Here is a 19,345-nt window from a genome sequence, read left to right on the forward strand (position 1 = left end):
AACAGGGAAGTGATAAAAATCTTGTTGACAGTACCCAGGGGCGCCCTTAACATGCGCCCCGTCCACGAGATGGGGCTATAGCTCAGCTGGGAGAGCGCTTGCATGGCATGCAAGAGGTCGACGGTTCGATCCCGTCTAGCTCCACCAATCTCGAAGCCGAAAGGCTTGCCACAGTCGGTTCCAGTAACCGGCTGAGTTTTGAAGGGCTTTGCGTCCCCTTCGTCTAGTGGCCTAGGACACCGCCCTTTCACGGCGGTAACAGGGGTTCGAGTCCCCTAGGGGACGCCACTATATTCCAGCCGCAGTGCTTAGGCGCTGCAGCCAGACCGCAAGGTTTCGGGGCTATAGCTCAGCTGGGAGAGCGCTTGCATGGCATGCAAGAGGTCGACGGTTCGATCCCGTCTAGCTCCACCAATTCCACGACAAGGCCAGCCGCTGTGCTGGCCTTGTTCTTCGAAGGATTCGTCCCCTTCGTCTAGTGGCCTAGGACACCGCCCTTTCACGGCGGTAACAGGGGTTCGAGTCCCCTAGGGGACGCCAGTTTTGCCCGCTCTGCGGGATTTTTAAGGGTCACTCCTTCGGAGTGGCCCTTTTGTTTTTCCGGGTTTGAATCTCCCTTTCTTCACGCCGCTGCCGACCGACGGTCGTGGCTGGTGCTTGCCTGTAAATATTATGAGAGTAATATTTCTATCGTAATATTTCTGGAGGCGATCATGAGCGACAAGAAAGCCCAGACCCGCGAGCGCATTCTCTCGGCTGCGGGGGCCGCCCTGTTGCAGCGCGGCCCCGCGGAGCCCAGCGTCGGCGAGGTGATGGGGGCGGCGGGTCTGACGGTGGGAGGGTTCTACGCCCACTTCGAGAGCAAGGATGCGCTGATGCTGGAGGCGTTCAAGCAGTTGCTCTGTCAGCGCCAGGACCTGATCGGCCAGATGGACGAGCGCTTGCCCGCGGCCGAGCGGCGGGCGCTGGTGGCGGCGTTCTACCTCTCGCGCAAGCATCGCGATGCCACCGAGCTGGGTTGTCCGCTGCCGAGTTCGCTGAGCGAGCTGGCGCGTTTGCCGGACGCCTTTCGCGAGGCGCTGGCCGAACACCTGGAACTGCTGATGGCGAAGCTGGCGGGTGGCCCGGAAGAGGCCAACAGCGTGCTCGCCGATATCGCATTGATGGTCGGGGGGCTGGCGCTGGCGCGGGCGCTGGGCCCCGGTGAGATGTCCGACCGCGTCCTGCGTGCCGCCAAGGCGGCGATCATTTGAGGAGAAAGGCTATGAGCAGCTTGAACTGGGTACGTGGACTCAACGCCACCGTTGGCAGGCTGGCCCCTCGTGCGGTGGCGGGGCGGATGCGTCGGGCCTTCATGACGCCGCGCGACCTGCCGCTACGGGACTGGGAGCTGCCGCTGCTGGCCCAGGCCGAGCGGGTGACCTTGCGCTTCGGCCTGTCGGTGCTGCGTTGGGGCAGTGGCCCGGTGGTGTTGCTGATGCATGGCTGGGAAGGGCGGCCGACCCAGTTCGCCGAGCTGATCAAGGCGCTGGTGGGCGCCGGTTACGCGGTGGTCGCGCTGGATGCGCCGGCCCATGGGCGTTCACCGGGGCGCGAGGCGAACGTGGTGCTGTTCGCCCGGGCCATGCTCGAGGCCGCCAGCGAGCTGCCGCCGCTCAAGGCGGTGATCGGCCATTCCATGGGGGGCGCCAGTGCGCTGCTGGCGACCCAGCTGGGCCTGCGCACCGAGGCGCTGGTGACCATCGCCGCTCCAGGGCGCATCCTCACCATGTTGCGCGGTTTCGCCCGCTACATGGGGCTGCCGGCCAGGGCGCGGGCGCACTTCGTGCGCCTGGTCGAGGAAAAGGCGGGCATGCCCGCCAGGCAGATCGACGTGGCGCAGTATCACCTGGATATGCCCGGCCTGGTGGTGCATGCGGCGGACGATCCGTTGGTGCCCGTCACCGAGGCCGAGGCGATCCACCAGGCCTGGCCCGACAGTCGGCTGCTGCGCCTGGAGCAGGGCGGGCACCAGCGGGTACTGGGCGATCCGCGGCTGATCGAAGCGACCCTGCACCTGCTCGATAGGATCGGCCAGCCTGCCGCCGTTGTGCCACTGACGGCTTGAGTCCGCTGGTCGTGGAGGCGTCGCCTGTGGCTGCCTACGGGCGTCCGGAGTGGGGGAGGTGATGCGGGAGAGGGCGATCCGTTGCGGACCCCTGGCTTCCTGGCGCCGAAGGCGCCATGATGCCCGGCCGGCTCGGCCACCGGAAATGGCAGGGCATGCAACGAGGAGCAATCATGAAGCGGATCGAGGAACTGATGCGCCAGCCGCGCCCCATGGCAGCGGGGCCGGTGCGATGAACTGGGACCTGGCCAACCCGTTCGTCATCGACATTCGCGTCGGCGCCGAGGACATCGATGGCCTCGGCCACGCCAATAACGCGGTCTACGTCAGCTGGCTGGAGCGCTGCGCCTGGCGCCATTCGCAGTACCTGGGCCTGGATCTGGCCGAGTACCGGCGCCTGGATCGGGCCATGGCCGTGGTGCGCCATGAGGTCGACTACCTGGCCAGCGCCTACGAGGACCAGGAGCTGCAGATGTCCACCTGGATAGTCGAGTCCGACCAACGCCTGAAGATGGACCGGCGCTTCCAGCTGATCCGCCCGGCCGACGGCGTCACCCTGTTGCGGGCCAGGACCACCTTCGTCTGCATCGAGCTGTCCAGCGGCAAGCCCAAGCGCATGCCGGCCGAGTTCGTCGAGGGCTACGGGCGCGCACTGCAGCGGCCCTTTCCCCTGGAGCTCTGACGAGCGGCCGGTGCCGGCACCGTCGAGTCTGTTCATCCACCGCGCCACGCCGCGTACACTACGTGGCGTTTTTTCGTGAGTAAGGCTATGCAGATTGCCCTGGCGCCCATGGAGGGCCTGGTCGACAACATACTGCGCGATGTGCTGACCCGGGTCGGCGGCATCGACTGGTGCGTGACCGAATTCATCCGTGTCAGCGACCGGCTGCTGCCGGCGGCGACCTACCGCAAGCTCGCCCCGGAACTGTTCGCCGGCGCGCAGACCCGCACGGGTACGCCGCTGCGGGTGCAGCTGCTCGGCTCCGACCCGGCCTGCCTGGGGGACAACGCCGCCTTCTCCTGCACCCTGGGTGCGCCGGTGATCGACCTCAATTTCGGCTGCCCGGCCAAGACGGTGAACAAGTCCCGCGGCGGCGCGGTGCTGCTCAAGGAGCCCGAGCTGCTGCATGCCATCGTCCGCGAGGTGCGCCGCAGCGTGCCGCCGCAGATTCCAGTGACGGCGAAGATGCGCCTGGGCTTCGACCACAAGGAGTACGCCCTGGACTGTGCCCGCGCCCTGGCCGAGGGCGGTGCCGCGCAGCTCGTGGTGCATGCGCGGACCAAGGTCGAGGGCTACAAGCCGCCGGCCCACTGGGAGTGGGTGGCGCGGGTGCAGGAAGCGGTGGCGGTGCCGGTGTTCGCCAACGGCGAGGTGTGGACCCTGGGCGACTGGCGCCGCTGCCGCGAGGTCAGCGGGGTCGAGGACATCATGCTCGGCCGCGGCCTGGTGGCGCGGCCGGACCTGGCCCGGCAGATCGCCGCGGCGCGAGCCGGGCAGGCCGTCGCCGAGATGACCTGGGCCGAGCTGCAGCCCCTGCTCGCCGATTTCTGGCTGCAGGCCCGGCGCAAGCTGTCGCCGCGCTATGCGCCGGGGCGCCTCAAGCAGTGGCTGGCCATGCTGACCCGCAGCTACCCCCAGGCGGTCGAACTGTTCGGCCTGCTGCGCCGGGAGAACGACTGCGCGCGGCTCGATGCCTTGCTCGGCGTCGAGGTGCCTGAGCCGGCGCCTCGGGAGCAGCTGGCCAGCGCCTGAGCCTCAGCGTCCGCCGGCGACATCCAGCAGCGCGCCGCTGGTGTAGGAGGCCTGCTCGCCGGCCAGCCAGAGGATCGCCTCGGCCACTTCCTCGGCCAGGCCGCCGCGGCCCATGGGCACGCTCCGGCTGACCCGCGCCACCCGTCCCGGCTCGCCGCCGCAGGCGTGGATCTCGGTGTCGATCACCCCGGGGCGCACGGCGTTGACGCGGATGCCTTCGCCGGCCACCTCCTTGGCCAGACCCAGGGTCAGGCTGTCGATGGCGCCCTTGGCTGCTGCGTAGTCGATGTACTCGTCGGGGGCGCCGAGGCGCGCGGCTACCGACGACAGGTTGACGATGGCGCCGCCACGGCCGCCGTGGCGGGTCGACATGCGTTTGACCGCCTCGCGGGCGCAGTAGAAGCTGCCGAACACGTTGGCGGCGAACACCCGCTGCAGGCGCGCGCCGTCCATCTGTTCCAGGCGCATCTGCGTTTCCAGCATGCCGGCGTTGTTGACCAGCACGTCGAGTCGGCCGAACCGGCGGTCGAGTTCGGCGAACAGCGTCGTCACCTGCGCCTCGTCGGCCACGTCGGCCTGCACGGCGATGGCCTGCCCGCCGGCCGCGACTATCTCGGCGGCCAGGGCCTCGGCGGCGTCGCGCCGCTGACGGTAGTTCAGGCACAGGGCATAGCCGCGCTCGGCGGCCAGGCGGGCGGTAGCGGCGCCGATGCCGCGCGCGGCCCCGGTAATCAGCATGACTCGTTCCACCGGTTTTTCTCCTCGGTCTGCCTGGGGGTTGAAATCCTTTCGCTCAACCACATCTTCTTTCTTGCGGGGCGCCGAAGTCGGGCTCCGCGTCGAATCACTCGCTGTTATTCAGGAGATTATCCATGAGCACTGCATTTTCCATGACCCCGCTGTTCCGCCAGTCCATCGGCTTCGACCGCTTCAACGACCTGTTCGAGTCGGCCATGCGCAACGAGTCGGGCAGCAGCTATCCGCCGTACAACGTCGAGAAGCATGCCGAGGACGAGTACCGCATCGTCATCGCCGCGGCCGGCTTCCATGAGGAAGACCTCGACCTGCAGGTCGAGCGTGGCGTACTGACCGTCACCGGCGGGCGGCGCGAGCAGGACACCGACGGCATCACCTACCTGTACCAGGGCATCGCCCGGCGTGCCTTCAAGTTGTCGTTCCGCCTGGCCGATCATATCGAGGTCAAGGCTGCCAACCTGGTCAACGGCCTGTTGAACATCGACTTGGTGCGCATCGTTCCGGAAGAGGCCAAGGCCAAGCGCATCCCCATCAATGGCGCGCGGCCGGCGTTGGACAGCTAAGCGCCTCTCGTTGTGCTGCGCAGGGCGCCCTCACCGTCGGAGAGGGCGCCCTCGTGGTTTTCAGCGCCGGGGCGGGCGCTGGGCCGAATGCGCCAGCAGGGCGCGGAACTCCGCCAGCGGCAGTGGTCTGCTGAACAGGTAGCCTTGGTACAGGTGGCAGCCCTGCTGTTCGAGCAGGTCCAGCTGCTCCTGCTGTTCGACCCCTTCGGCGATCAGCGTCAGGCCCAGGCTGCGCGCCATGGCGGCGATGGCACGAATGATTTCCGCATCGTTGGGGTCGTGGGTGGCATCGCGGACGAAGGATTGGTCGATCTTCAGTACGTCCACCGGCAGGCGCTTGAGGTAGGTCAGCGAACTGTAGCCGGTGCCGAAGTCGTCCATGGCGAAGCTGACGCCGAGGCGCTGCAGCCGTTTCATCTTGGCGATGGTGTCCTCGATATTCTCGATGACGATGCCTTCGGTGATTTCCAGCTTGAGCATGGCGCGCGGTAAGGCGCTGTTGCGCAGGCTGTTCTCCACGCGGTCGCCGAAGTCGTTCTGGCGGAATTGTCGCGGGCTGATGTTCACGCACAGGGTGAAGGTCTCGGCTGCGATCAGCCCTTCCTCGAGCAGTTGTGCGCAGGCATGGCAGGCCTCGGCAATGACCCAGTTGCCGACGTCGAGGATCAGGCCGCTGTCTTCCAGTACGTGAATGAACAGGGCCGGGGACTGCGGCCCTAGGCTCGGATGAATCCAGCGCAACAGCACCTCGGCGCCAATCACCCGGCCGTCGCGGGCGTCCACCTGGGGTTGGAAGTACAGCTCGAACTCGCCGCGGGCCAAGGCCAGGCGCAGGTCGTTTTCCAGGCGCAGGCGTTCGCTGGCGGCCTGCTGCATGGTGCTGCGGAACAGCTGGATGGCGTTGCGTCCGGCGTCCTTGGCACGGTACAGGGCGATGTCCGCGCGCTTGAGCAGATCGGCGGGGGTGTCGCCATGGTCGGGGATCAGGGCGATGCCGATGCTCGGGGTGACCTGCAGGCGGTGGCCATCCAGGCGCATGGGTTCGGCCAGCAAGCGGCGCAACTTGTCCGCCAGTGTGCGAGCCTGGCGAGTCACGCTCGAACGCGGGCCCTCCAGGCCGCTGAGCAGCACCACGAACTCGTCGCCGCCCAGGCGCGCCACGGTATCTTCCTGGCGCACGCTGGCCTCCAGGCGCGCGGTAACCAGCTTGAGCACCGCGTCGCCCACCGGATGGCCGAGGGAGTCGTTGATGTGCTTGAAGTGATCCAGGTCGAGAAACAGCAGGGCGCCGCGCAGCTGATGGCGTTTGAGCAGGGCGATCTGCTGGGTCAGGCGGTCCATCAGCAGGGCGCGGTTGGGCAGGTTGGTCAGGGAGTCGTGATAGGCCAGGTGCTGGATCTGCGCCTGGGCCTCCTTCAGTTGGCTGATGTCGCGGGCGGTCAGCAGCAGGCAGGGGGTGTCGTCGAGCATGATCGGCTCCACCGAGACCTCCACCGTCTTGACCTGGCCGCTACGGTGCCGGCCGAGCATCTCGCGGTGCAGCACGCGGCCCTCGCGCTGCAGCGCTTCGAGCAGCTCCTGGCGCTGTCTGGGCTCGGCCCAGATGTTCAGCTCCAGCGCACTGCGGCCGATGACTTCTGCCGAGCTGTAGCCGGTGAGGCGGGTGAAGCCCTCGTTGACCTCGATATAACGGGCCGTGTCGCGCTCGGTGATGGTGATGGCGTCGGGGCTGGAGTGGAAGGCCTTGGCGAACTTCTCCTGACTGGCCTTGAGCGCGGCCTCGGCCTGTTGATGCTCGGTGATGTCGCGGAAGGTGCTGGCGATGCAGAGTTGGCGGTCGACGCGGATGAAGCGGCTGGAAACCACGCAGTTGAGGGTCGTTCCGGCGCGGGTGCGAAAGCGGGCGATCTCGTTGCTCAGGCCCTGGTCGCGGGTCAGCTGCTCGAACAGGCGGCGGCGTTGCTCGAGGTCGTGCCAGAAGCCGACGTCGGTGGCGCAGCGCCCGACTATCTGTTCGGCTGGCCAGCCGAAGGTTTCGCTGAAGCTGGGGTTGACCTCGATGAACACGCCGTCGCGGATGCGTGAGACGCAGATGGGGTCGGGGCTGCTCTGGAACAGGGTGGCGAACTTCTCCTCCGAGGCGGCCAGGTGCTGTTCGCGCCGGACCCGTTCGCTGATGTCCGTCAGCACCCCGGCCATGCGCAGGGGGTGGCCCTGGTCGTTGCGGTAGAGCTTGGCCGTGCTTTCCACGTAGTGCAGGCTGCCGTCGGGGTGCCGCACTCGATAGGTCAGCTGGTATTCGCTGTTGGCGCCTTCGAGCAGTTGGCCGTAGGCCTGGCGCATGGCCTGACGATCCTCCTGCGGCACGCAACCGAAGCATGGCTGGAATGTACCTTGGTAGGGTTCTGCGGGCAGCCCATGGAGGGCGGCCGCGCGCGCCGAGCCATAGAAGATGCCGCTGGGAATGTGCCAGTCCCAGGTGCCGAGGTCCGCCGAGTCGAGCGCCAGGTTCAGCCGTTCCTGGCTGTCCTTCAGGGCCTGCTCCTGCGCCCTCTGCCGAGTGATGTCACGGACCGTCAGCACCAGGCAGGCGACGCCGTCGAGCTCGATTTCGCCGCCGTGAATCAGGTTGTCGGTGATCTGTCCGTCGCGGCTGGCCAGGCGCGTCTCGACCGGCTGGAGGCTGCCGTCGTCCTGCAAGGCGTCGAGAAGCCGCTGGCGGTCCTCGGGCTGCAGCCAGAGCCCCAGGGCCAGAGACGTGCGGCCCACGGCCTCGCTCTTGCTCCAGCCGAACTGGCGTTCGAAGCTGGCATTGATCTCGATGAAGCGGCCACTGGCCTTCTCGGTGATCACCACCGTGTCGGGGGTGTTGTGGAAGGCCTTGGCGAACTTGTCCTCGCCGCGGTTCTGGTCTTGGCGGCGTGCGTGCTGTTCGCCGATCTCGCGGATGACGCCCGTTCCGTGCGGGTTGCCGTGGTCGTCCCGGTGCAGACGGCCACTGACCTCCAGCCAGTGCAGGCTGCCATCCGGCCAGCGAATGCGATGGTGGACGGGGTGGGGGGTCGGGCGACCATCGAGCATCCGGTGGAGCCGCTGCAGCACCTCGTCGCGGTCTTCCGGCAGGATTTGCCCGAGGTAGTCGATCGGGGGGCGCTCCAGGCCGTCGGGCTGCAGGCCGAACAGCGCCTCGGCGCCAGGGGACCAGCTGATCCGGTCGGCGTGCATGTCCCAGTGCCAGGCCGCGAGGCGGGCGCCGTTCAGCGCCTCGAGCAGGCGCGGACTATCCTGGATGGCCTGCTCTGCTTCGGCCGCGTCATATAGAGAAGCGCTCGGCAGGGGCGGGAGGCGGTCACTGCTTCTGGCCATGGTCGACCCCCTCTGGCGGTGCTGGAGCGGCGAGGCGCCCGATGCATGGAGCTGGCTGGCACATTATGCGCGGATCGCCGTATGGCGAGCTGCGCGTCACGTTAGCTGGTGCGCGGCTGCCGCTGCAAGATCGTCGCGCTGGGTATCGAGCAGTCCCATGAAGGCCCGCGCGGCGTTCGAGAGGGTGCGCTCGGTATGCAGGATATAGCCCAGCTGTCGTGACAGTTGAATACCCGGCAGGGGCAGGCGGGAGACCTGCTCGTCGAGCATGGTGCGCGGCAGTACGCTCCAGGCCAGGCCGATGGAGACCATCATCTTGATGGTCTCCAGGTAGTTGGTGCTCATGGCGATGTTCGGGGTCAGGCCCTGGGCCTCGAACAGGCGCTGGACGATGTGGTGGGTGAAGGTGTTGCCGCCGGGAAACACCGCCGGGTGGCGCGCGACGTCGGCCAGTTCGACCGCGCCCTGGCATGCCAGGGGATGCTCGGGGGCGGCGACGAAGTCCAGCGGGTCGTTCCATACCGGCGTGGCGCGTACCGGCTCGCGCGTCTCGGGTGCCAGGGTGATCACCGCCAGTTCGGCGCGACCATGCAGCACTTCCTCGTAGGCCACCTCCGAGTCGAGGAACTGGATATCCAGCGCCACCTTGGGGTGCGCGCGGGTAAAGGCCCTGAGCAGAGGCGGCAAACGGTGCAGGCCGATGTGGTGGCTGGTGGCCAGGGTCAGGCGGCCGCTGATCTCCCCGTTGAGGTTGGTCAGGGCGCGACGGGTGTCGTCCAGCACATTGAGAATCTGGTAGGCCCGCGGCAGCAGGGCGCGGCCCGCCTCGGTCAGGCTCACCTCGCGGCCCAGGCGGTCGAACAGGCGCACGTTCAACTGCTGCTCCAGGCTGGCGATGCGCTTGCTCACCGCCGGCTGGGTCAGGTGCAGGCGTTCGGCGGCTTCGGAGAAACTGCCGGTCTCGGCGATGGCGATAAAGGCGTTGAGGGTGGCCAGGTCCATATTGAATTCCAGTTGGTTATCCAATGGATGAAAAATATGAATTTGAGTAATTTAAAGCAAGCCCCTAGGATCGTCCCCATAAGCCGCAGGGCTATTCGCCCAGGCATAGAAACACGCTGATGAGGGACTCGCTGATGGCCGGCAAAACGCTCTACGACAAGCTCTGGGATATGCACGAGGTGAAGCGCCGCGACGATGGCTCTTCGCTGATCTACATCGATCGCCATATCCTCCACGAGGTGACCTCGCCGCAGGCCTTCGAGGGCCTGCGTCTGGCCGGCCGCAAGCCGTGGCGCATCGACGCCAACATCGCCACCCCGGACCACAACGTGCCGACCACCCAGGCCGAGCGCCAGGGCGGTCTGGAGGCCATCGTCGACGAGGTGTCGCGCATTCAGGTGCAGACCCTGGACGAGAACTGCGATGACTTCGGCATCCTCGAATTCAAGATGAACGACTCGCGCCAGGGCATCGTCCACGTGGTCGGCCCGGAGCAGGGCGCCACCCTGCCGGGCATGACCGTGGTCTGCGGCGACTCGCACACCTCCACCCACGGCGCCTTCGGCGCCCTGGCCCACGGCATCGGTACCTCCGAGGTCGAGCATGTGCTGGCGACCCAGTGCCTGGTGGCCAAGAAGATGAAGAACATGCAGGTGCGCGTGGAGGGGCAGCTGCCCTTCGGCGTCACCGCCAAGGACATCGTCTTGGCCGTGATCGGCAAGATCGGCACCGCCGGCGGCAACGGCCATGCCCTGGAGTTCGCCGGCAGCGCCATCCGCGACCTGTCCCTGGAAGGGCGCATGACCCTGTGCAACATGGCGATCGAGGCGGGCGCCCGGGTCGGCCTGGTGGCCGTGGACGAGAAGACCATCGCCTACGTCGAGGGCCGCCCCTTCGCGCCGAAGGGCGCCGACTGGGACCAGGCCGTGACCCAGTGGCGCGAGCTGGTGTCGGATGCCGACGCCCGTTTCGATACCCTGGTCGAGCTGCGTGCCGAAGACATCAAGCCCCAGGTCAGTTGGGGCACCTCGCCGGAGATGGTCCTGGCGGTCGACCAGAAGGTGCCGGACCCGGAGGCCGAGGCCGATCCGGTCAAGCGCGACTCCATCGTCCGCGCGCTGAAGTACATGGGGCTCTCGGCCAATCAGCCCATCACCGACATCATGCTGGATCGCGTGTTCATCGGCTCCTGCACCAACTCGCGCATCGAGGACCTGCGCGCCGCCGCCGAGGTGGCCAAGGGCCGCAAGGTCGCCGCCACGGTCAAGCAGGCGCTGGTGGTGCCGGGCTCGGGCCTGGTCAAGGCCCAGGCGGAGGCCGAAGGCCTGGACAAGATCTTCATCGAGGCCGGTTTCGAGTGGCGTGAGCCGGGCTGCTCCATGTGCCTGGCGATGAACCCGGACAAGCTGGGCAGCGGCGAGCATTGCGCCTCCACCTCCAACCGCAACTTCGAGGGCCGTCAGGGCGCTGGCGGGCGTACCCACCTGGTCAGCCCGGCCATGGCCGCGGCGGCCGCGGTCACCGGCCGCTTCATCGACGTTCGCGAACTGATTCGGCCTTAAGGAGACCGCCCATGAAAGCCTTTACCCAACACGCCGGTCTCGTCGCGCCGCTGGATCGCGCCAACGTCGACACCGACCAGATCATTCCCAAGCAGTTTCTCAAGTCGATCAAGCGCACCGGCTTCGGCCCGAACCTGTTCGACGAATGGCGCTACCTGGATGTCGGCCAGCCCAACCAGGACTGCTCGCAACGGCCGGTCAACCCGGAGTTCGTGTTGAACTTCCCCCGCTACCAGGGCGCCAGCGTGCTGTTGGCCCGGGAGAACTTCGGCTGCGGCTCGTCCCGCGAGCACGCGCCCTGGGCGCTGGAGGAGTATGGTTTCCGCGCCATCATCGCCCCGAGCTTCGCCGACATCTTCTACAACAACAGCTTCAAGAACGGTCTGCTGCCGATCATCCTCGCCGAGCGCGACGTGGACGAGTTGTTCCGTCAGTGTGAGGCCGAGGAGGGCTACCGGCTGACCGTCGACCTGACGGCGCAGACCGTGACCCGTCCGGACGGCAAGCAGTACGGCTTCGAGGTCGACGCCTTCCGCAAGCACTGCCTGCTCAACGGCTTGGACGACATCGGCCTGACCCTGCAGGATGCCGAGGCGATCGAGGCCTTCGAGGCCGGCTACAAGCAGCGCAGCCCCTGGCTGTTCGGCGCGATCAAGTGATGTGTAGGGTGGAAAGCCGCGCGGCGTTTTCCACCACGGATTTTGGCGGATGGGGCCTGTGGCCGATATCCACCCTACCGAAGTAGAGGAATGTAATGAGCAAGCAGATTCTGGTTCTCCCCGGCGACGGCATCGGCCCGGAGATCATGGCCGAGGCGGTCAAGGTGCTGCAGCTGGCCAACGACAAGTACGCCCTGGGTTTCGAGCTGAGTTTCGACGAGCTGGGCGGCGCCGCCTATGACAAGTACGGCGTGCCGCTGGCCGACGAGACCCTCGCGCGGGCCCGCGCCGCCGATGCCATCCTGCTCGGCGCGGTCGGCGGACCCAAGTGGGACGCCATCGACCCGGCCCTGCGCCCGGAGCGCGGCCTGCTGAAGATCCGCTCGCAATTGGGCCTGTTCGCCAACCTGCGCCCGGCCATCCTCTATCCGCAGCTGGCCGATGCCTCCTCGCTGAAGCCGGAAGTGGTCGCCGGCCTGGATATCCTCATCGTCCGTGAGCTGACCGGCGGCATCTACTTCGGTCAGCCGCGCGAGAGCAAGGTGCTGGAGAATGGCGAGCGCATGGCCTACGACACCCTGCCGTACAGCGAGAGCGAGATCCGCCGCATCGCCCGTGTCGGTTTCGACATGGCCCGGGTGCGCAACAAGAAGCTCTGTTCGGTGGACAAGGCCAACGTGCTGGCCTCCAGCCAGCTGTGGCGCGCCGTGGTGGAGGAGGTGGCCAAGGACTACCCGGACGTCGAGCTGAGCCACATGTACGTGGACAACGCGGCGATGCAGCTGGTGCGCGCACCCAAGCAGTTCGATGTGATGGTCACCGACAACATGTTCGGCGACATCCTGTCGGACGAGGCTTCCATGCTCACCGGCTCCATCGGCATGCTGCCCTCGGCCTCGCTGGATGCCGACAACAAGGGCATGTACGAGCCGTGCCACGGCAGTGCGCCGGATATCGCCGGGCAGGGCATCGCCAACCCGCTGGCGACCATCCTCTCGGTGTCGATGATGCTGCGTTACAGCTTCAATCAGGGCGCTGCGGCCGATGCCATCGAGCAGGCGGTGAGCAAGGTGCTCGATCAGGGCCTGCGCACCGGCGATATCCACTCCGCCGGTATGACCAAGGTCGGTACCGCGGCCATGGGCGATGCGGTAGTCGAAGCGCTGTGTAGTCTGTAATCTTCCAGGTCCGCCGGGGTGGTTCCGGCGGTCTGTTCACATAGGTGTAGTCGTTATGAAACGTGTAGGTCTGATCGGTTGGCGTGGCATGGTCGGTTCCGTGCTCATGCAGCGCATGCTGGAAGAGCGGGATTTCGACTTGATCGAACCGGTGTTCTTCACCACCTCCAATGTCGGCGGCCAGGGCCCGGCCATTGGCAAGGACATCGCCCCGCTGAAGGACGCCTACAGCATCGACGAACTGAAAGGTCTGGACGTGATCCTCACCTGCCAGGGCGGCGACTACACCAATGAGGTCTTCCCCAAGCTGCGCGAAGCGGGCTGGCAGGGCTACTGGATCGACGCGGCGTCCTCGCTGCGCATGGCCGACGACGCGGTCATCGTGCTGGACCCGGTCAACCGCAAGGTGATCGATCAGCAGCTGGATGCCGGTGCCAAGAACTATATCGGCGGCAACTGCACCGTCAGCCTGATGCTGATGGCCCTGGGCGGTCTCTACGAGGCCGGAGTGGTCGAGTGGATGAGCGCCATGACCTATCAGGCGGCCAGCGGCGCCGGCGCGCAGAACATGCGCGAGCTGATCAAGCAGATGGGCGCGATCAACGGCGCGGTGGCCGACGATCTGGCCAATCCGGCCAGCGCCATCCTCGACATCGACCGCAAGGTGGCCGAGGCCATGCGCGGCGAAGCCTTCCCGGTGGACAACTTCGGCGTGCCGCTGGCCGGTAGCCTGATCCCCTATATCGACAAGGAGCTGCCCAACGGCCAGAGCCGCGAAGAGTGGAAGGCTCAGGCCGAGACCAACAAGATCCTCGGTCGCTTCAAGAGCCCGATCCCGGTGGACGGGATCTGCGTGCGCATCGGCGCGATGCGCTGCCACAGCCAGGCCCTGACCATCAAGCTGAACAAGGACGTGCCGCTGTCCGATATCGAGGGGCTGATCAGCCAGCACAACCCCTGGGTCAAGCTGGTGCCGAACCAGCGCGAGGCCAGCATCCGCGAGCTGGGCCCGACTGCCGTCACCGGCACCCTGAGCGTACCGGTCGGTCGCCTGCGCAAGCTGAACATGGGCTCGCACTACCTGGGGGCTTTCACCGTGGGCGACCAGCTGCTGTGGGGCGCCGCCGAACCGCTGCGGCGCATGCTGCGAATCCTGCTGGAGCGTTGAGGGGGGCGAGCGCTGAGTCTGTTCGGCTGAGCGTTGTCGATACCGAATAGGGGCGGGCGCTGTCTGCGATCGAAGGTGATCGTGAGACGGGCCCGCCCCTCGCATTTTGAGGGGTGCGAAAAGGTGTCGGGCGGGGGGCATCATTAGGCCGTTGCTTGGGACGGCCGCAGGCATGAGCGCTCGCCGATTAGCCGACGAACTGCCTTCAGTCTGCCGCTGTTAGGTCGATACTTGAGTGTCGGCAGCGGCCAGTGCGCCAGGGTGTAAGGAATGGCAATGGCAGGTGTGGAGGAGATGGTCGTCACGGCCCGCTCTTTCAGAGCAAGGGTGAGAGGGCCGGCTCAAGTCTTGAGTGGCTCGAATCGTGCGGCTCGGCTGCGCCGGATGTCGCAGCTGGTTTGGATGTGGCCCGTGTCAGATGGATCGGCAGGCGGGGCTAGGTCGCCGAGCTCGATTTGTGGATTGCGTCTGATAATGTAAGAAAAGGCGCGAGCTTGAATGTCGTGTCGCGGGGTGAGTTGTTGATAAAACACTACCTGTAAAAGATACTTACCCTGAAATTTGAAGAATCTTTCGAGCTTGGCAATACTGGCCGAGTTGATTGCTGCATGGGGAGTCGCCCTGGGCGGATGCAGGCAGCAATAACAAGACCCTCTCGGAAACCGAGAAAAAAGATAAAACAAGGGATAACGCTATGGTTCGGGTTCGCAAACTGGTGCTGGCAATCGCAGCTGCTTCGGCACTGTCCTCCGGTATGGCGCACGCGCTGGGGCTGGGGGAAGTGACCCTGCAATCGGCGCTGAATCAGCCGTTGGTGGCTGAAATCGAATTGTTGGAAGTGCGCGATCTGGCGTCCAATGAAGTCCTGCCGAGCCTGGCGGCTCCCGAAGAATTCACCAAGGCTGGCGTCGATCGTCAGTACTTCCTGACCGACCTCAAGTTCACTCCGATCCTCAAGCCTAACGGCAAGAGTGTGATCCGGGTGACGTCGAACAAGCCGGTGCGCGAACCGTACCTGAACTTTCTGGTAGAGGTGTTGTGGCCCAATGGTCGCCTGCTGCGCGAGTACACCCTGCTGCTCGATCCGCCGCTCTATTCGCCGCAAACCGCAGTCGCGGCTACTCCGCAGTTGCCCGTAGCCGCGCCGGCCCCGCTTTCGCAGGCGGCCGCTGCGCCGCGTCAGAGCGTGCAAGCGGCCGTGCCCGCGGCAAGCCCTGCGCCAGCTGTACGCAGTGCAGGCGGGAGCAACGAGTACAAGACCACGTCTAACGATACGCTCTGGGAAATCGCTCGGCGTGTGCCTGGCGGTACCGTGCATCAGGCCATGCTGGCGATTCAGGACCTGAACCCGGATGCCTTTATCGGCGGCAACATCAATCGCATGAAGAGCGGCCAGGTTCTGCGCCTGCCCGATGAGCAGCAGCTCAAGCGTCGCTCCCAAGCCGAGGCCATTGCTCAGGTCGCCAGTCAGAATGCGGCCTGGCGCGAAGGGCGTGGTGTTGCGGCTCGTCAGCTTGATGCAACCAAGCGTAGCGCTGCTGGCGCGGCACCCGCCCAGGTCAAGTCTCAGGACAGCCTCAAGCTGGTTTCTGTCGATGGCGGCAAGGCCAGCAGCGGCAGCGACAGGGGGGCGGCCGACAGCAAGGCGCTGGCCGATAAGTTGGCCGTCACCCAAGAAAGTCTCGACTCGACTCGCCGTGAGAACGATGAGCTGAAAGGACGCATGAGCGATCTGCAGGGGCAGCTCGACAAGCTACAGCGCCTGATCCAGCTGAAGGATGACCAGTTGGCCAAGTTGCAGGCGGATCTCGCCAAGCCAGGACAGGTCCAGGCGCCAGAGGCCGCGTCGACTGCCCCGGTCGCAGCGGCCGAAGAACCGGCCAAGGTCGAGCCGGCCCAGGTGGCAGCCGTTCAGCCGGAAGCGGCGGCCACTCCGTCGGAGTCCGCGCCGGATTACAACTACAGCGAGGAGCCCGCTTCGGCCGCGCAAGGTGAGGCTGCGCAGCCGGTGTCCGAGCCTGCAGTGACGGCGGCGCCCGAGCCGGTGGCTGTGGTCGGGGAGCCGGTTGTACCTGCTGCTGTCGCTGAGCCGCCAGCGGCACCGGCTGAGCCGGTCGCGGTGCAGGCGCCGCAGTCCAGCGCCCTGGACGACCTTCTGGCCAATCCCATGTTGCTGGGCGCCGCCGGTGGTGGCGCCTTGTTGGTGCTGCTGGTCGGTTTGATGATGTTGTCGCGGCGCAATGCCCAGAAGGAAGCCGAGCTGCAGGCCGGCTTGGCGGCCGCGAGTGACGAGAACATCTTCGATAACGATATGCAGCAGGCGTCCGAAGGGTTCGAGGTATTCCCCGATGCCTTGGGCGAAGAGGCCGCTGCTGCACCTGCCGAGGAGCGTGTCACGGCGCAGACCTCGGATGCTTTGGGTGAAGCGGATATCTATATCGCTTATGGCCGCTTCAATCAGGCTGCCGAGCTGTTGTCCAACGCGATCAACGACGAACCGCATCGTGCGGACCTGCGACTCAAGTTGATGGAGGTCTATGCCGAGCTGGGCGATCGCGAGGGTTTTGCCCGTCAGGAAAACGAGCTGCGCGAGATAGGCGGGGCCGGAGCAGAGGTCGATCAGCTCAAGGTGCGTTACCCGGCCATGGTCGCCTTCGCCGGCGCCGCCATGGAGGCCACCGCAGCTGCTGGCGTCGACGATGATCTGGACGGTTTCAGTCTCGACGATCTGACGTTGGACGAGCCGGCTCGGCCGACTCCTGCGGCTGAGCTGGATGACGAATTCGATTTGAGTCTGGATGACCTCGAAAGCGAACTCGAGAGTGATTTGCAGGCCGCCTCTACTCAGGGTTCGGCCCCAGAGGCCGAAGGTCTGGAATTGGACGTCGAGTCTTCGACCGCGCCGGTCGCCAGCCTGGACGACGATCTAGGCTTCGATCTGAGCCTGGATGATGCTGCCGACGAGAATCTGCCGCTGGGTGGCGAGTTGGCCGACTTCAGCCTGGACATCGAGGCCGACGGCGGCGAGGCCCCGGCGGCAGAGGAAGACGAGTTCCTCCTCAGTCTGGATGACGAGCCGGTTTCTAAGCCTGTCGCGGATGAGATCTCTGAATTGGCGCTCGATCTGCCGGAAGCGAGCGCTGGCGGCGAACTCGACCTGCCGGCCGACTTCGATCTGTCGCTGGACGATGAAACGGTGGAAGTCCAGTCGGATGACTTCTCCGCTCGACTCGATGAGGTGAGCGCCGAACTGGATCAGTTGTCTGCAGGTGGTCCGGAGCAAGCTGCGGCAGCCGAGGCGAGTGGGCCTGCTTCCGTGGATCTGGAGGACGATGATTTCGACTTCCTGTCCGGTACCGACGAGACGGCGACCAAGCTCGATCTGGCCCGTGCCTATATCGATATGGGCGACACCGAAGGTGCGCGCGACATCCTCGATGAGGTGGTTGCCGAGGGCGACGAAGGCCAGCAGCAAGAAGCGCGAGAGTTGATCGCTAAATTGGTTTGATACATGTCTGATGCACTACCCGCAACGGCAGCCGATTCGGCTGCCGTTGGTTTTTTCAAGGTCGCCCTCGGTGTCGAGTACAAGGGCTCCCGCTACCGCGGTTTCCAGCGTCAGCGCGCAGGGGTGCCGTCTATTCAGGAGTCTCTGGAGAAGGCCTTGTCCAAGGTGGCCGGCGGCGCGCCGGTCACCCTGAGCTGTGCCGGTCGTACCGATGCCCTGGTGCATGCCAGCGCCCAGGTGGTGCACTTCGATACGACTGTCGAGCGCTCCATGCATTCCTGGGTCATGGGCGCGAACATGAACCTGCCGGCCGACATCAGTGTGACCTGGGCCAAGCTCATGCCGGCGCATTTCGATGCGCGTTTCTGTGCCATGGCCCGGCGCTATCGCTACGTGATCTACAACGATCAGATCCGCCCGGCGCATATGGCCGAAGAGGTCACCTGGAATCACCGAGCGCTGGATATCGGGCTCATGCGCGAGGCGGCCAAGGCGCTGGTGGGTACCCATGACTTTAGCGCCTTCCGCGCGCGCCAGTGTCAGGCCAAGTCGCCGGTGAAGACGGTGCATCATCTGCATCTACTCGAGCATGGCCGCTTTATCGTGCTGGATATTCGTGCCAACGCCTTCCTGCACCATATGGTCCGCAACATTGCCGGCGTGCTGATGGCCATAGGTGCCGGGGAGCGGCCGGTGGAGTGGGCGCGAGAAGTGCTCGAAACGCGGGTGCGCCGCACGGGGGGCGTCACCGCTCATCCCTATGGGTTGTATCTGGTGCAGGTCGATTATCCAGAGGAGTTCGACCTCCCCAGGCGTTATCTCGGGCCGCATTTCCTTTCCGGCCTGCCAGATGTGGCGGCTGACGCCTAGGTAGTCATTTGCTACCATCGATGCTTTGCCGGAGGCTTCGCCAGTTGCCAGTCGTTCGCAGCAAGATCTGTGGAATTACCCGCGTAGAGGATGCTCTGATCGCCGTCGAGGCCGGTGCGGATGCGATCGGCCTGGTGTTCTATGCCAAGAGCCCGCGGGCGGTCAGCGTGCCTCAAGCGCGAGCGATCGTCGCCGCGCTGCCGCCCTTCGTGACCACGGTGGGCCTGTTCGTCGATGCCAGTGCCGATGAGTTGAATGCTGTCCTGCGCGCAGTGCCGCTGGACCTGTTGCAGTTCCATGGTGATGAAACGGCTGCCTCCTGCGAGGCCGTTGGCCGTCCTTATATGAAGGCGCTGCGGGTCAGGCCGGGGGACGACGTCGCGGCGCGCATCGAGCCCTATGCCAGTGCCGCGGGAATACTGCTGGATACTTATGTGGCGGGTGTTCCAGGCGGTACTGGCGAGACGTTCGACTGGTCCCTGGTGCCCCGAGGTTTGACCAAGCCCGTTGTTCTGGCCGGTGGCCTGACGCCAGAGAACGTGGCGGCGGCCATTACCCGGGTCAGGCCCTATGGGGTCGATGTCAGTGGTGGGGTGGAGGCAAGCAAGGGCATCAAGGATGCCGAGAAGATCCGTGCGTTCGTGAGCGCCGTCCGGGCAGCCTGAGTCGATTGCACCGCTGATGTGACGACGCTGCGCGGGCGGCCGTCCATAGCCCTGTTGCAGGTGTTGTAATGAGCGCCTTTGGCGGTCGAGGTTAGGCGGCGGGTACCGATGTGTTTCGAGTGGTCGATAGGGGCCGGTTGGAACTGGTGCCGACCCCTGTCGAGACCGCATCCGTGAATTCGCTTGGG

15 protein-coding genes, 4 tRNA genes and 1 pseudogene are annotated in these 19,345 nt (G+C 65.8%); 17 read left to right on the plus strand and 3 right to left on the minus strand.

Annotated elements, in window-relative coordinates:
* Nucleotides 1-71: 71 nt before the first annotated feature.
* From SBP02_RS07825 to SBP02_RS07860, 8 genes are all read left to right on the plus strand, one after another.
* Nucleotides 72-147 (plus strand) — tRNA-Ala (locus SBP02_RS07825).
* A gap of 65 nt (nt 148-212) precedes the next feature.
* Nucleotides 213-288 (plus strand) — tRNA-Glu (locus SBP02_RS07830).
* A gap of 50 nt (nt 289-338) precedes the next feature.
* Nucleotides 339-414 (plus strand) — tRNA-Ala (locus SBP02_RS07835).
* A gap of 50 nt (nt 415-464) precedes the next feature.
* Nucleotides 465-540 (plus strand) — tRNA-Glu (locus SBP02_RS07840).
* A gap of 173 nt (nt 541-713) precedes the next feature.
* On the plus strand, nt 714-1,253 hold the full coding sequence (locus SBP02_RS07845; protein WP_318645828.1) for a TetR/AcrR family transcriptional regulator: 540 nt from the start codon (nt 714-716) through the stop codon (nt 1,251-1,253).
* Between the two features lie 11 nt (nt 1,254-1,264).
* The gene (locus SBP02_RS07850) at nt 1,265-2,107 is read left to right on the plus strand and encodes an alpha/beta fold hydrolase (RefSeq protein WP_318645829.1); all 843 of its coding nucleotides are present in this window, start codon (nt 1,265-1,267) and stop codon (nt 2,105-2,107) included.
* A gap of 232 nt (nt 2,108-2,339) precedes the next feature.
* Nucleotides 2,340-2,789 carry an acyl-CoA thioesterase gene (locus tag SBP02_RS07855; RefSeq protein ID WP_318645830.1) on the plus strand — a complete coding sequence of 150 codons (450 nt, stop codon included), beginning with the start codon at nt 2,340-2,342 and terminating at the stop codon, nt 2,787-2,789.
* Between the two features lie 87 nt (nt 2,790-2,876).
* Nucleotides 2,877-3,860, plus strand: a complete 984-nt coding sequence (locus SBP02_RS07860) for a tRNA dihydrouridine synthase (protein WP_318645831.1) — start codon at nt 2,877-2,879, stop codon at nt 3,858-3,860.
* Between the two features lie 3 nt (nt 3,861-3,863).
* Here the strand turns inward: SBP02_RS07860 and SBP02_RS07865 are convergent, their stop codons facing one another.
* On the minus strand, nt 3,864-4,610 hold the full coding sequence (locus SBP02_RS07865; protein WP_318645832.1) for an SDR family oxidoreductase: 747 nt from the start codon (nt 4,608-4,610) through the stop codon (nt 3,864-3,866).
* 122 nt (nt 4,611-4,732) lie between these two features.
* Between SBP02_RS07865 and SBP02_RS07870 the strand changes: the two genes are divergently transcribed.
* Nucleotides 4,733-5,179, plus strand: coding sequence for an Hsp20 family protein (locus tag SBP02_RS07870; RefSeq protein ID WP_318645833.1), 447 nt, complete (start codon nt 4,733-4,735; stop codon nt 5,177-5,179).
* Between the two features lie 60 nt (nt 5,180-5,239).
* On the opposite strand, the gene SBP02_RS07875 is transcribed toward SBP02_RS07870, so the two are convergent.
* Nucleotides 5,240-8,545 (minus strand): sensor domain-containing protein, encoded by a 3,306-nt coding sequence (locus tag SBP02_RS07875; protein WP_318645834.1) that lies wholly within the window; start codon nt 8,543-8,545, stop codon nt 5,240-5,242.
* Between the two features lie 96 nt (nt 8,546-8,641).
* Nucleotides 8,642-9,547 carry a LysR family transcriptional regulator gene (locus tag SBP02_RS07880; RefSeq protein WP_318645835.1) on the minus strand — a complete coding sequence of 302 codons (906 nt, stop codon included), beginning with the start codon at nt 9,545-9,547 and terminating at the stop codon, nt 8,642-8,644.
* Between the two features lie 134 nt (nt 9,548-9,681).
* On the opposite strand from SBP02_RS07880, the gene leuC reads away from it, so the two are divergent.
* The 8 genes and pseudogenes from leuC (at nt 9,682) to SBP02_RS07920 (ending at nt 19,157) form a co-directional block, all read left to right on the plus strand.
* Complete coding sequence (gene leuC, locus SBP02_RS07885) at nt 9,682-11,109, plus strand: 3-isopropylmalate dehydratase large subunit (RefSeq protein ID WP_318645836.1); 1,428 nt, start codon at nt 9,682-9,684, stop codon at nt 11,107-11,109.
* An 11-nt stretch (nt 11,110-11,120) separates the two neighbouring features.
* The gene (leuD, locus tag SBP02_RS07890) at nt 11,121-11,768 is read left to right on the plus strand and encodes a 3-isopropylmalate dehydratase small subunit (RefSeq protein WP_318645837.1); all 648 of its coding nucleotides are present in this window, start codon (nt 11,121-11,123) and stop codon (nt 11,766-11,768) included.
* 95 nt (nt 11,769-11,863) lie between these two features.
* A complete protein-coding gene (gene leuB / locus SBP02_RS07895) occupies nt 11,864-12,946 on the plus strand; it encodes a 3-isopropylmalate dehydrogenase (RefSeq protein WP_318645838.1) in 1,083 nt (360 codons plus the stop codon).
* 55 nt (nt 12,947-13,001) lie between these two features.
* Nucleotides 13,002-14,114 carry an aspartate-semialdehyde dehydrogenase gene (gene asd, locus SBP02_RS07900; protein WP_318645839.1) on the plus strand — a complete coding sequence of 371 codons (1,113 nt, stop codon included), beginning with the start codon at nt 13,002-13,004 and terminating at the stop codon, nt 14,112-14,114.
* A 446-nt stretch (nt 14,115-14,560) separates the two neighbouring features.
* Nucleotides 14,561-14,656, plus strand: a pseudogene (locus tag SBP02_RS07905) (hypothetical protein); the annotation flags it as partial.
* A 152-nt stretch (nt 14,657-14,808) separates the two neighbouring features.
* A complete protein-coding gene (locus SBP02_RS07910) occupies nt 14,809-17,622 on the plus strand; it encodes a FimV/HubP family polar landmark protein (protein ID WP_318646316.1) in 2,814 nt (937 codons plus the stop codon).
* 3 nt (nt 17,623-17,625) lie between these two features.
* Nucleotides 17,626-18,492: a tRNA pseudouridine(38-40) synthase TruA gene (gene truA, locus SBP02_RS07915; protein WP_318645840.1), complete on the plus strand. Its 867-nt coding sequence runs from the start codon at nt 17,626-17,628 to the stop codon at nt 18,490-18,492.
* Between the two features lie 44 nt (nt 18,493-18,536).
* Nucleotides 18,537-19,157 (plus strand): phosphoribosylanthranilate isomerase, encoded by a 621-nt coding sequence (locus tag SBP02_RS07920; RefSeq protein ID WP_318645841.1) that lies wholly within the window; start codon nt 18,537-18,539, stop codon nt 19,155-19,157.
* Nucleotides 19,158-19,345: the final 188 nt, after the last annotated feature.

The organism is Pseudomonas benzenivorans (assembly GCF_033547155.1).
GTDB lineage: Bacteria > Pseudomonadota > Gammaproteobacteria > Pseudomonadales > Pseudomonadaceae > Aquipseudomonas > Aquipseudomonas benzenivorans_B.